The sequence below is a fragment of the Bergeyella cardium genome, assembly GCF_009914665.1.
Lineage (GTDB): Bacteria > Bacteroidota > Bacteroidia > Flavobacteriales > Weeksellaceae > Bergeyella_A > Bergeyella_A cardium.
The window spans coordinates 394,560-408,380 of record NZ_CP029149.1 but is presented as its reverse complement, the minus strand read 5'-3'; the positions used below and the strand labels follow the sequence as shown (position 1 = coordinate 408,380).

The window sequence follows — 13,821 nt, the reverse complement described above, 5'->3', positions numbered from 1 at the left end:
GTGCAGTGAGTTTGTGAGGATAATTGCCTCGAACGCTCTCCACTCATTACCGAATAAAAGTATTTTAGGAAAATTCTTTACATTTGCCTTGTTTATGAACAAGCTATTATTACTTTTTACTCAGGGAGGGTTACAGTACCAGTTGTCCAAAAGCAGAAATGTATTGGAAGAGCAGCCCTATTTCTTAGATGAAGAAGCACCTGAGAATTTCCTCTCCTCAAAACTGGAGGAAATCCTGCAAAAGAATTACGATGAAGTGAGGGTTATCTCTGCTCTCAACAGGTTTAGCTTATTGCCTATTGGCTTTAAAGAGCATCAGATGGGGCATCAGTTGATTAATTACAATGCTCCTACCGATGAGCAAACCGATGAACTGATGCTCTCCATTAATAAACCGTTTGGTGTGCAGTTCTACTACACTTTCCCGAAGGAGTTTTATCATAAAATAAAGGGAGTGGGTGTGCCGTCCTACTTTAATTTCTCTGGTGAGAAGTTTTTGAGCAGTATCAGTTCAAAGAATAAAAAGGAGATTCATATCAATCTTTATCATCATCAGTGTGAATTTATCGCTCTTGACAAGAAGAAGCTCATCCTATATAATAATCTGGACATTAATTCTGAGGTAGATTTCCTTTACTTCATTATGTTTACCCTTAGCAAAATAGGTTTTGGTATCAGAGATACTCATTTTTTTATCTATGGAGAGACTATAGAGAATGAAACCTTTATCTCCGAACTTCAAAAGTTTGTGAAGAGGATAAAAATTATAGTAGATAATATCCCCAAACGAAATTTTATCCTAAACTACTAATTTCCCGCATACACCGTAGCCGGTGAGGCATTTATTAGCAGCAGGCTTCAATAATATTACTCCATTAACAAAACAAACTCCTTCTTCTGAAAAGGAGGAGTTTTTTAGTGTAATAATACCATAGCCTACCCTTAGCACAGCTGCCAGCTGACGGACTTAGCCACAGTGTGGCAGGCAATTATCCTATTCCCCTATGGGGATTTTAACATTTGGTACTAAACTGCCCTGTCCCGATATCGGAATTTTAACATTTACTACTATTTTGTCCTGTCGTCATATGACGACGGCACAGTTTTCTGCCAAACTGTCCTGTCGGGGTACCAATCAGCTTTTAGCTGATAGCTGCTGGCTAATAGCTATTAGCCAAAAGCCATCAGCTACCTGCTACATTGTCTCTCGTTGTTCGTCTTCGTTATTGTTTTCGTGAGGGTGGGATTGTCTTCTCTTCGGTTGGTCGATTTTCTCTCCTTGCTTAAAGCGATAGGAAAGAGAGAGAGTAAAGGTGCGAGGCTGGAACTGCATATATCCGTAGCGCTCGAAGCTGTCGCCATAGCTGTACTTCCTCATCGCACGCGTATTGAAGATGTCTTGTATATTAAACGACAGCGTACCGTTGCCTTTCCAGAGGGTTTTATTCGCTCCGAAATTGATGGAGTATTCATCTTTATTTCTGCTGGATTCGGTTTTCTTCCCACCTTTGAACATCCCTTGCACTTGTATGCTTAGGGTTTTATCAATCTTGAAAGTACTCGTGAGCCTTCCCTTACCCGAAAAGCCATTTCCCTCGAAGGAGAGAGGTTTATCCATAAGGCTGGCATCGTAGAAACTCCCTGTGGTTTTGTAGAGGTAGAGGTCTATATTCCCCATTATCTTCCACCAAGAGAATATATCGGCAGTGGCATTGATATCTAGCCCGAGTTTTTCCTTCGTCCCAATATTATAAGGTTTGGAGCGGAGTACATCTGAGGTAGAGCTTTCGCGCAGGGTAACCATTTGGGTTTCTCCCTCGTCTTTTTTGTAGTAGAGGGTAGGGTTTATGGTGAGCTTCCCTTTTTGGATGGCATACCCGAGCTCGAGCTGATGAGAGAATTCAGGGTTGAGGTCAAGGTTTCCTTCAAAAATATTCCTGTCGTCATTCAGGTTGAATGAATTGAATGGAACGAGGAAGAAGGAGCGTGGCCGTTTTATCCTTCGGGAATAGTTGAGCAGGAGCTGATTTTTATTGCTTCCGCTGATATCATAGCTCAGGAAAATGCTTGGGAAGAGGTCTGTGTAGCTCTTGCTCATAGCGGTATTGCCCAGCACAGGGTTGCTAAATGAGATGTCTATACTCGTGTTCTCTACCCGTAGCCCAAGCTGATAGCCGAATCGGTTAAATTTAGACTTAAACTGAGTGTAGAAGGAGTTAAACATCTCCGTATAATTCGTCTGGCTAGTGAAATTATCCACTATGCTGAAATTGATATCATCGGTAGATTTGAGCACCTTGTAGTCGTAGTCATTCGAATTTCTATCAAAACGATAGCCTGCTTCTAATCGAGACACCTCACCGATGGGGAGTTCATAATCTATCTTGCCCAAGAGTGTCCTATTGGTCGTGTTCTGATCTACCAAATTGCGGGATACGAATGCAGAATTTACGGTTTCCTTGATGTTATTCTTATCCTCATTCTCATTTTTTTGAATGCTGAAAGATGCCGAGAGGTTGTGCCCTTTGGTATTAAACTTATGGTCTATGCCGAAATCTCCTTGCATAGAAGTTCCCTTACCATTGGAAAGGCTTAATCTATTGCTGTATGAGGAGGAAAGGCTGGTGAGTTTTTCATAATCTACCGAGTCTCTTCCCTCGTTGTTCATATGGCGGAGGAGCCCACTAAGGTTGATGGAGGTTTTATCGGTAATATCAAGGGTAAAGCCTGTATTGAGGTTATAGTTCTTCCCATCATTTCTGTTATCAGTGGTCTGGTTGAGGGTAGAAGTGGTGATGTTATGAGCATCAAAGTAGCGGGTATTGTTCTCTCGGGTATGCTCTCTACGGCTTTGCCCACCGCCACCGTTCAGGTACCATATAAAGTTGCCTTGTTTCCAGCTCAGGTTGGTATTGAGCCTACTCATCGGCAGGTAGCCCAAAGCGCCTTCTACACTTCCATTGAAGCCCTTAGATTTTGATTTTTTAAGGATAATGTTCAAGATACCTGCCGTACCACTTGCTTCAAACTTGGAAGAAGGATTGGTGATGACTTCAATTCGCTCAATCTGGTCTGCGGGAATTGCTTGCAAGGCATTAGAGCCACTGTCTATCCCGAGTAGAGCAGAGGGTTTTCCATTGATGAGGAAGGTTACATTGGAGTTGCCCCTCATAGATACGGTGCCGTCTATATCTACATCTACTGAAGGTACATTAGAAAGCACATCTTGGAGGTTCCCTCCTTTACTGAGTACATCGGTGGAGGGGTCGTATACTTTTTTATCGAGCTCTACTTTATAGGCTTTATTAGAAGAAGCTACGATGGTAACCCCCTCAATATTCTTTGTGGAAGATAGAGTAGCGCTTTCCTCTTTCTGAATCTTGAAATTTCCATTGGTGCTTTGCAGGGAGAAAGCTCTTTGGGTTATATATTTCTTATAATCTATGGCTTCTATGCTGATAGAATATTCACCAGAAGGTAGGCTAATGCTGTATTTACCGTTTTCATCGGTGAGGATGGCATCTCTCACACTGCTGTCGGTCTTATGATGAAAGCTCACTGATGCGTAAGCCACTCCTTGATTGTTCTGATTGGTTACTTGCCCACTAATATTGAGCTTTTCCTGTGCAAAAGAAAAGCTCGCAGCACTCATCGCTACGGCTATTGGCAGGGCTCTTTTCCTGATAATGGTGGATATTTCTATATTCTTTATCATAGATGAAATCGTTTTCGTAGCATTAGACTTGGGTTTGCTACCAAAGTTAAAGCATTGACCTTTCGGAATGCAGTTTTTTTTATCTTTGCTCAATGAAAAAACTGCTTAGCGAGACCATTATTTATGGTATAGGGGCTATTCTCCCGAGGATTATCACCTTTGCTCTAAATCCTTTCTATATTCATTTTATTAATAAGGAAGAATTTGCACAATTTACCAACCTTTATGCGTGGATTTCCTTTGTGAATATCCTTCTTACCTTTGGTTTTGAGACTTCTTTTTTCAGATATTCTGCCGAAAAGGGCAATGAAACCCGAGTATTTAATACCTCTTTTTGGTTTCTGTTTGCGAGTTCGGGTTTGTTTCTTTTCCTTGTGCTGCTCTTTAATCAGCCTCTTGCCGATGTACTCCAATACTCCGCCACTCCAGAATATATAAAATGGTTTGCGTGGATTGCTTTCTTTGATACGATATGCGTAATCCCCTTTGCTTACCTCAGATTTAAGGGTATGCCCGTGAAGTATTCTGCTGTGCGGGTGCTTTCTATATTAGTGCAGACATTGAGTGTTATTGCGCTTTTTGTCTTTATCCCCAAAGAGGTTTCTCAGAGTTTTGGGCTTACCAAGCAGGTCTCCTTTCCTTTCTTTGCCAATGTTATTGGGAGTTTTGCTTCTGTACTGCTTCTTACTCCCGTTCTGATAAAGGTAAGAGCAGAATTCTCCCTATTGCTCTTCCGAAAAATGTTTGCCTATTCCTATCCCGTAATGTTTGCAGGACTGGCGTTTATGGTAAATGAGAATTTTGATAAGACGATTCAATACTACATCATCCCCGAAGGAGATGCGGGTGCCTACGGAGGTTGCTATAAACTCGCTGTGCTGATGACCCTCTTCGTAACTGCCTACCGAATGGGAGTAGAACCTTTCTTCTTTAAGCAGATGGGTGATAAAAATGCACCGCAAACCTATGCTAAGGTTACAGAATTCTTCACCTTTTTTGCTGCGATTTCGGCTATGGGGATTATTGCGAATATCAGCTGGCTGAAGCGCCTCTTCATTACCGATAAAGATTATTGGACGGCGATAGACATCGTACCTGTCATTACAATTGCGAACCTCTGTTTTGGGGTTTATTATAACTTCTCTACTTGGTATAAAGTAACCGACCGCACGGGGATTGGGACTCTAATCTCTTGGATGGGCGCATTTCTCACCATTGTTTTAAACCTTATCTTCTTAAAAGAATACGGTTTTATGGTTTCCGCTTGGGTTACCCTTATCGCTTATTTCGTAATGATGGTTATTTCCTATTTCCTCGGTCAGAAATACTATCCCATCCCTTACCGAATAGGGAAGATAATGATTGTATTTGCTCTTTTGGGGCTCTTTACTTACCTCAGCGTTTCCGTATTTGATTATAATGTCTGGGTGGGCAATGCTTTCTTCCTTATTCTTATAGTTTATATTGTTGTGAGCAATAGACTTTATGCAGTAAATAGATAGCTCCCACGGGTACAAGTCTTAGTTCTCATCTTGTAAATTGCTGTATTCATAATCTGCAAGGGGATTTTTTGCGTTATTTTTATTTGGATGCTTTATATTTTACTGTAATAATATTAAAACTGACTTTAATCATAATAAGGGATATTGACCTCTTTTAATTTTGCTAGCAAATCTAAATACGATAATGCTATACCAATTATGGTGCATTATATTATTTAGATGGGTGTCTTTTTTCAAATATTAATAAATAAATCTAATTTTTTATGACAGCAAAGAAATTATGGATGTGGTTAGCCATTACGGTACTCGCGTCCTTTATGGTTTTGATTTTTTATGGAGTAGAAATTTACCGAACCGCTCCTCCTTTTCCCTCAAAAATTGTAACTACTGATGGCGAAGTTCTCTATGAAGGGCAAGACATTAAAGATGGGCAGAATGTCTGGCAATCTATAGGGGGGCAAACCGTAGGAAGTATATGGGGGCACGGTGCTTATATAGCCCCGGATTGGACGGCAGATTACTTACACCGTGAATCACTCCTCCTCCTTGAAGAATTAACAAAAAAAGACGGTAAGACCTACAAAGACTTACCAGAAGAAGAGCAGGCAAAATATCGTACCCTGCTACAAAAGGAACTTCGTACGAATACTTTTGATGAAGAAACAGGCATCATTACTTACTCTCCTGAAAGGGCAAAAGTAGCAAAAGAAGTAGGAGAATACTACACGAAACTCTTTATGGGAGACCCTTCTCTGAAGAGTACAAGACTGAGCTATGCTATTCAGGATAAAGCGATAAAAGACCCTCAGCGTATGGAGCAAATGAATGCTTTTTTTGCGTGGAGTACCTGGGTGTGCATTACCAATAGGCCTAATGATGATGTTACCTATACGAATAACTGGCCTCACGACCCTCTCGTTGGCAATACTCCACCTACATCACTGCATATGTGGTCTGGTTTCAGTGTGCTAATGCTCCTTACCTTCGTGGGGATACTGGTTTTCCACCACGCGCGCTCTAATGAAGACGATGAAAATGAAAATTTACCATTGGAAGACCCAATGCGTAATATGAAACCTACCTCCTCTATGAAGGCTACACTTAAATATATATGGGTAGTTTCTCTTCTCATCCTCGTTCAGATGCTTGTAGGGGTTATTACAGCGCATTATGGGGTAGAAGGCGAAGGCTTTTTTGGTATTCCGCTGGATGATGTACTCCCTCAGGCAGTCTCCCGAAGCTGGCATGTACAGCTGGCAATATTCTGGATTGCTACTTCTTGGCTTGCTACGGGCTTATATATTGCTCCTGCGGTATCAGGAGTAGAGCCGAAGTATCAAACTCTTGGTGTGAATGTACTCTTTGGAGCATTGCTTATCGTAGTATTTGGTTCCCTTGCAGGGCAGTGGTTGGGAGTAATGCAAAAGCTCGGGCTGGTAGAAAACTTCTATTTCGGGCATCAAGGGTATGAGTATATAGAGCTCGGGCGCCTTTGGCAGATATTGCTCTTGGTTGGTTTATTCCTCTGGTTGTTTCTTATGGTGCGTGCGCTGCTGCCAGCTCTCCGAAGAAAGGATGAGAACAGGCATATGCTCATTCTTTTCGTTATAGCATCAGTAGCTATTGCAGCATTCTATGGTGCAGGGCTTATGTATGGCAGGCAGACCCATATGGCAATTGCTGAATATTGGAGATGGTGGGTGGTTCACCTTTGGGTAGAAGGCTTCTTCGAGGTATTTGCTACCGTTGTTGCAGCATTTCTTTTCTCTCGTCTGGGGCTATTGCGTATCAAGACGGCGAGCCTATCCGTACTGTTCTCTACTATTGTTTTCCTTGCTGGGGGTATATTAGGAACTTTCCACCACTTGTATTTTAGTGCTACGCCTACAGCAGTCCTTGCTTTGGGGGCTACTTTCAGTGCTTTGGAAATCGTTCCGCTGGTTCTTATCGGTATAGAGGCGTATCATAACTATAAACTCTCAAAATCTACCAAATGGATTATCGCTTATAAATGGCCGATTTACTGTTTCATTGCAATGTGCTTCTGGAACTTTTTAGGTGCAGGTATTTTTGGCTTTGCGATAAACCCGCCAATAGCGCTCTATTATATACAAGGGCTTAATACAACAGCTGTGCACGGGCATACCGCGCTATTTGGGGTGTATGGTATTCTCGGGATAGGGCTCATAATGTTTGTCCTCAGGGGGCTTTATCCTGACAGGCATTGGAATAATAAACTTATCTCTTGGGCATTCTGGCTTATTAATATCGGGCTTTTGGTAATGGTAACCGTGAGTATCCTTCCGATAGGGATAATGCAAGCTGTAGAGTCCATTACGAATGCCTATTGGTCGGCTCGTTCGGTAGAATTTATGCAAACCGAGCAAATGCAGTTCCTCAGATGGCTTCGTATACCGGGAGATGTTCTTCTTGCGGTGGGCGAGCTTCTCCTCGTGTATTTCATCATAGGGCTTAAAACGGGTTGGTCACTAAAAGATGAACGATAATAGGTTTTTCACCTTTTTTTAATTTACTTACAAAAGGAAGCAGAGGTATTTACTACCTCTGCTTTTTTCTGTAGCAGGCAGCTCTGAGCAGTTATTCACTCTCGTAGCAGATACTTGCACCCCAGCTGATAGGGCTTTTAGTTTAAATAATGATTACCTACCCCCCCTCTGCTAAGGGCTTCCCGTAGGGGGATGGGATAAAAAGCTACTTTGCGAAGCAGTAGGTATTTCACGCAAGTGGGGATTAAGATAAAAAAATGGTAGAGAAAGCTAAAAGCTTCTCTACCGTCAGAATCTAATCCTAAAAAATATAATATGAAAAAATATTTTAAAGTTTTAAGTCTCCATTTACGGTTCTTACGGCGTCTGCAGAGGTTGCAAATTTAGCTTTCTCGGCATCGGTAAGAGGGATTTCAATTATTTTTTCAGCACCATTGGCTCCGATAATGGCTGGTACACCGAGGCAGATGTCTTTTTGACCATACTCACCATCGAGGAGGAGGGAGCAAGGAATCATTTTCTTCTGATCACAGAGGATGGATTGTACCAATACGGATACTGCTGCTCCTGGTGCATACCACGCGGAGGTACCGAGCAATTTGGTAAGGGTAGCTCCACCTACTTTTGTTTCTTCTATTACATAATTCTGTTTTTCCTCGCTTAGGAATTCGGTTACGGGAACACCACATCTTGTTGCCTTACTGATGAGCGGAAGCATCCCTGTATCGGAATGCGCAGCGATGACCATACCGTCTATATCCGAAATCGGAGCGTCTAATGCTTCGGCAAGTCTGTATTTAAAGCGAGCGGAATCTAATGCCCCACCCATACCGATGATTCTATTTTTAGGGAGCCCCGAAGTTTTGTGTACGAGGTAGGTCATTGTATCCATAGGGTTAGAAACAACGATGATGATGACCTCAGGTGAGTGCTTGATGAGGTTAGCTGCTACTTCTTTTACGATACCTGCATTGATACCGATGAGCTCTTCCCTCGTCATACCTGGTTTTCTTGGGATACCAGAGGTAATAACGGCTACTTTGGAGCCTGCTGTTTTGGAATAATCTCCCGTAGTACCTGTAATTTTGGTATCAAAACCATTGAGTGAAGCGGTTTGCATTAAGTCCATAGCTTTACCTTCGGCAAAGCCTTCTTTGATGTCTACTAATACAACTTCGGAGGCGAAGTTTTTCATTGCGATGTACTCTGCGCAGCTTGCTCCTACGGCACCTGCACCTACTACTGTTACTTTCATTGGATTTACTGTTTTAAGTGGTTAATAATTATATCCCCAAAGTTAAGAATAAATAGCGGGTGAGACAATAAAAACTAAGGTTATTTACTCTGGAAAGAAAACAACGCTATCGTAATTATAGTTTTTTAGAGTGACTTTCCCGTTATTTATTATGAGGGTGTTATTTATCAGGCTATCTAGGATTTTATTAAACATAGGGACTTGCAGGTTTAGAAGTCCATCATAGCCATATTTTTCAAAAAACTGATAGGAAACTATATTTTGCATAATGATACTTCCTGTATCTACTCCCTCATCTATAAAGTGAGCGGTATTTCCAAGAACTTTTGCACCTGCATTGATGGCTTGGTCTATTGCCATAAGCCCAGGGAACATAGGAAGTATAGAAGGGTGGAAGTTGATAATTCTATTCTCGTAGTCTTTTAGCAATTGTCCCTCTAAAATATGGTCTCCAAAGCAGAAGCAGTAGTCAATATTGTTTTCTTTGAAGAGAGAATTGAGTTTGTCTGATAACACTTTATTTCTCTGTTTTCTTTCTGGGGATAGGGTTTTGTAGTCAAAACTGACCATTTTTATATCGTGTTTGGATAATAGCTGGTGTAAGTCTTCATTTTTGAGATTATCACAAACAACAATTTTAATGAGTTTAAGGGTAGATGGGGAGGCTTCTTCTAATATCTTTCTTAATCTACCTGCTCTTCCAGATACATAAAATGAAATATTCATAGTCTTTTATATTAATTCGTATTTATCCAGCATTTTCTTTATATCGCTTGGGTTATTAAACATCAAAACATCTATAATAGATAGCCACGGTATAAATTCTTCATTAAATTGTTTGTATGGTGTGGAGAAGGGTTTTATAAATTGTAGGTTAATGCCCTTTTCTTTGAAGTAATCTTTATTGTAGAGCTCGGTACCTCCTATTGGATTGATATAATTGTTTGAATTTAACCGCTGAGTGATTTCTATAAGCCTGTCTGCTCTTTCCAGAGATTTTGTTTCTGGGAAGTCCTTGGAGGAGAATAGAAACTTTTTATCTATTCCTAAATACTTGCAAACTTCTATTATACTCTGCGCAGCTAATTCAGATATAAAGGTGTATCGATTCTCTGTAAGTAAATGAGTTATTAGTGGATATACTTTATCAAAGTAAGGAGCTTTCTTATAGTTTTGCTCAATGCTTTTTAATAGTTTATTTATTGTTTTGGGGGTATTCAAAATTTTAGTTTCGTTAATAAGTGTATAAGAGCTGATATTTTCCAGAGGAATTGTAAAATAATTTTCTTTACCGTTTATTAGAATTTTATTTCTATTAATCCACCCACTTTTTATAAAGTTGACATCATCATAAAAAACAAAAATATCAGTAGAATTAATGAGTTGGAAATATCCTATATATGGGAATATATAGGGTTGCATAATAGCGACTTTCATAATTATTAATTGTTTTGAATTCTAAGCATTAGTCTTGAGATATAGTCTATTTCTTCCTCTGTTAAATCAAAGTAGAGAGGCAGGCAGAGGACTCTTCGGGAGATGTCTTCGGTGATGGGTAGCTCGAGTTTTGGGAGATAGGGCAGGGAAGATGCCAAGCTCGGGTAGAAGTATCTACGGGTGAAGATTTCGCAGGTATCAAGTTCCTTTTTTATTTTGAGTAGAAGCTCTTCCGATTCTAATAAGATGGGGTAGTAGGCGTAGTTTTCAGTTGCCTCCTTATGCCATTTTATTTTGGTTGCTTTGAGGTTTTTTAGCTTGTCATCATAGCATTGGGAGAGGGCTTTTCGTTTGTTGTGGATAGCTTCTGTATATTTTAAATTGGCAAGTCCCATAGCTGCGTGGAACTCGGAGTTCTTACCATTTAGCCCCAATTCTGAGAAAGAATCAAAGCCTGAAATCCCAAAATTACGGATATATGCCAGTTTCTTTAAGAGTTCTGAGTCTTTTGTAACGACTAAACCACCCTCTACCGAATGATAAAGTTTAGTAGAATGCAGTGAGCAGGTGGAGATATCTCCATATTCAAAAATAGATTTTCCATTTACCTTTACTCCGAAAGCGTGAGCCGCATCGTAGATGACTTTCAGATGGTGTTTTTTAGCAATAGCTTCTATCTTCACTACATCGCAAGGGTTTCCATAGACATGGGTAGCGAGGATGGCCTCTGTATTTTCTGTGATGGCAGCTTCTATTTTATCGGCATCTATGCAGAGGGATTGTGGGCAGATATCCACAAAAACGGGCGTACATCCTTCCCAAACGATGCTGCTTGTCGTTGCTACGAAAGAGAAAGGCGTAGTGATGACCTCACCTGTAATGTTGAGTGCCTTTATTGCCATTTGGATGGCTACCGTACCATTGGTTACAAATAGCAGATGGCTTAGGTTGAGGTAATCTTTCAGTTCCATTTCCAGTTGGCTGGCGAGCGGCCCCATATTGGTGAGCCATTGGCGCGTCCAGATGCCATCAAGGTATTTTGTATATTCTTCTTTCGGAGGTAAAAAAGGTTTTGTAACGGGTATCATTGGTTTAAAAAATCTTTTAGGTTATGTATTAAAATTTCATTACTAAATAAACGAAGGAAATCTTGCTTTATATTGCTGGAGAATTTCTTTAATAAAGCTCTATCATTATAGAGTTTTATGATGGCTTGTTTCAGTTCTTCTTTATCTCTATTGATAAACAATCCATTTTTACCATCATTGATAACGGAATTAGGAAAGCCTATTTTAGTTGATATACTTGGGACTTTACATAAGGAGGCTTCGGCAAATAGAGAGGGACCAGTATCTGCTGAGGAAGCGATTACTACTAAATCTACATCGGTGTAGAAGGTTAATAAATCATCATAGCTACCAGAGAATTTTGTTTTAAGTTTTATATTAAAGCCATCCTCTTGAAGTTCTTTTATAGCGGGTTCTATTATACTTCGGAAACCTTTCATTTCCCTTTTAGGGTTGCCAGTCCAACCAATTGTGAGATATTCATTATCTCCTATATTATTATTCTCTACAAATTTATCGGCTTTGTATATGGCATTTGATAGAGCAATAGGAAAATTAAATTTTTTATAGTCATTGTATAGATTATAACTCCCTGCAATTAGTCCATTATAGTGACTGATATATCTTTTAAAAAAATCCTCTCTATTTAGAGTTTTAAGGTCTACATTATTTTTGAAGTCGTAGTGAGGGTAGCAATCTGTATATAAGCCTACATACTTCTTATCTGCTGTAAAGGGGAATTCTGCTGTATATTGGAAATAATAAGCTAATTCAATAGTAATGTCAAAATGTGTAAGACTCACTTTCTTTCCAGAGAATACTTCATATACTGGAACTTCCTTATATACAGGATAAGAATACTTTCTTGATGAATGAATCTTATACTTTACCGGAGAAGATTTTAATTGGCTAAATTTATTTTTGAGTATATCTATAAGACTAAATTTTTTAGCTCTAATAGAGTAATCTTTTGTAAAAGCTATGTAACAATTGTATTCTGATAATAATTCTGTCCAAACTTTTATGATGTTGTGATAAGCCCAATCAGGTTTATCTGCTATAAATAAGATAGACTTTTTCATTAATGTAAATAAATATTAGCAAAACTAAGGATAAATTATGGCTAAGACCAAAAGGAAGTCTCATACTCTTCTTATTTAATAACTTAATAAAAAAATCATAAGATAGTCTTAATTTCATATAGAGAATATAATTCAACTACTTAGAAGTAATACTCTTTTGTGGTACAGATTATAATTATTCCCATTATAAAAGCCTCATTTAAATGAGGGATTTTGCTGGACTGATATAAATACAACTTTTCTAAAATACCGTTTAAAGTTAAAAACAATAAATGATGTGAAAAGTATGAGTTTATATTCTTTAATGGATAATATCCTCACATTCTTTATAGTTTATTTAATAAATTCTTGTTTTACAAGTTTTTATGTTAACGATTTTATTAACAATACACAAACTTTTCAAATAAATAATGCTAGACAATTACCTATTATCATACCAACTGATGACCAATTAAAATCATTTAAAGAATTGTTCAATAATGCTTTAAGTACGAAGAAACAACAATTTAATAACTTGATTTCAGAAAGGGAATTAGAGATTCAACTTTCTGAAATACAAAAAGCTTTGGATAAAATGGTAAATGCTTTATATACTATATAGGGAGCTTACTAAATCATCTACTTGAATTTAGATCCTATTTAGTTAAATATCAACATCTTCAATGGATAACAAGTGATCGAACTGTTTCATTTCAAATACTGCCTTATCCTAATATTATATTCCTACTGTAAAGGTTTCTATTTATGGATATTGATAGATGATGAGATTTAAAAATAGAGATCAATATTCTTCCATTCATAATGTTTATGAAATTTATATTTACCATTGTCTTTATTTTTTCTATAAATATTAAATATTGGGGAATTTGCTTTTTTAGATATAGAATCTCCAATGATTAATGTGTCTCCACTTGTTGAGGATGTAGTGATACAATACCTGTCTGTATAATAAAATTGTAAAGATTTATTAGCATAGTTATATACTCTAATAATTTTTGTATTTACAGCATTGTCTACGAAGTATTTACTATTACAATAAACAGAGTGATAATAGTAGTATCCAAAACCAAAGATTCCTATTATCATTGGTAATAGTCTATAGATGTCTGTTTTTTTCATAAAATCAAAATTCGGTATTGTTTATTTAGTATATCTATTAGAAATGTTAAAATTTATAATTTATTATAAATCACACAATGATAAAAAATGTAAAATTCGTATAATGTATATGTATAACAATACTATATATTATTATA

General features: G+C 38.4%; 11 protein-coding genes. 4 read left to right on the top strand and 7 right to left on the bottom strand.

Annotation, left to right across the window (positions count from 1 at the left end; translation table 11 throughout):
• Positions 1-94: 94 nt before the first annotated feature.
• Complete coding sequence (locus DBX24_RS01860) at positions 95-811, top strand: DUF3822 family protein (protein ID WP_160223794.1); 717 nt, start codon at positions 95-97, stop codon at positions 809-811.
• A gap of 384 nt (positions 812-1,195) precedes the next feature.
• On the opposite strand, the gene DBX24_RS01855 is transcribed toward DBX24_RS01860, so the two are convergent.
• A complete protein-coding gene (locus DBX24_RS01855) occupies positions 1,196-3,808 on the bottom strand; it encodes a TonB-dependent receptor domain-containing protein (protein WP_309568997.1) in 2,613 nt (870 codons plus the stop codon).
• Between DBX24_RS01855 and DBX24_RS01850 the strand changes: the two genes are divergently transcribed.
• Complete coding sequence (locus DBX24_RS01850) at positions 3,808-5,217, top strand: oligosaccharide flippase family protein (RefSeq protein ID WP_120488618.1); 1,410 nt, start codon at positions 3,808-3,810, stop codon at positions 5,215-5,217. The genes DBX24_RS01855 and DBX24_RS01850 overlap by 1 nt on opposite strands.
• A 263-nt stretch (positions 5,218-5,480) precedes the next feature.
• On the top strand, positions 5,481-7,724 hold the full coding sequence (locus DBX24_RS01845) for a nitric-oxide reductase large subunit (RefSeq protein WP_120488619.1): 2,244 nt from the start codon (positions 5,481-5,483) through the stop codon (positions 7,722-7,724).
• A 328-nt stretch (positions 7,725-8,052) separates the two neighbouring features.
• Here the strand turns inward: DBX24_RS01845 and DBX24_RS01840 are convergent, their stop codons facing one another.
• The 5 genes from DBX24_RS01840 to DBX24_RS01820 form a co-directional block, all read right to left on the bottom strand.
• On the bottom strand, positions 8,053-8,979 hold the full coding sequence (locus DBX24_RS01840; RefSeq protein WP_160223793.1) for a malate dehydrogenase: 927 nt from the start codon (positions 8,977-8,979) through the stop codon (positions 8,053-8,055).
• An 84-nt stretch (positions 8,980-9,063) separates the two neighbouring features.
• A complete protein-coding gene (locus DBX24_RS01835) occupies positions 9,064-9,705 on the bottom strand; it encodes a formyltransferase family protein (RefSeq protein ID WP_120488621.1) in 642 nt (213 codons plus the stop codon).
• A 6-nt stretch (positions 9,706-9,711) separates the two neighbouring features.
• Positions 9,712-10,401: a WbqC family protein gene (locus DBX24_RS01830; protein ID WP_260392853.1), complete on the bottom strand. Its 690-nt coding sequence runs from the start codon at positions 10,399-10,401 to the stop codon at positions 9,712-9,714.
• A 20-nt stretch (positions 10,402-10,421) separates the two neighbouring features.
• A complete protein-coding gene (locus DBX24_RS01825; RefSeq protein ID WP_160223791.1) occupies positions 10,422-11,504 on the bottom strand; it encodes a DegT/DnrJ/EryC1/StrS family aminotransferase in 1,083 nt (360 codons plus the stop codon).
• Positions 11,501-12,565, bottom strand: a complete 1,065-nt coding sequence (locus DBX24_RS01820) for a glycosyltransferase (RefSeq protein ID WP_160223790.1) — start codon at positions 12,563-12,565, stop codon at positions 11,501-11,503. The genes DBX24_RS01825 and DBX24_RS01820 overlap by 4 nt, the downstream gene beginning before the upstream one ends.
• 277 nt (positions 12,566-12,842) lie before the next feature.
• On the opposite strand from DBX24_RS01820, the gene DBX24_RS01815 reads away from it, so the two are divergent.
• Positions 12,843-13,166, top strand: coding sequence for a hypothetical protein (locus DBX24_RS01815; protein WP_160223789.1), 324 nt, complete (start codon positions 12,843-12,845; stop codon positions 13,164-13,166).
• Between the two features lie 167 nt (positions 13,167-13,333).
• Here the strand turns inward: DBX24_RS01815 and DBX24_RS01810 are convergent, their stop codons facing one another.
• On the bottom strand, positions 13,334-13,684 hold the full coding sequence (locus DBX24_RS01810) for a hypothetical protein (RefSeq protein ID WP_160223788.1): 351 nt from the start codon (positions 13,682-13,684) through the stop codon (positions 13,334-13,336).
• Between the last annotated feature and the right edge of the window lie 137 nt (positions 13,685-13,821).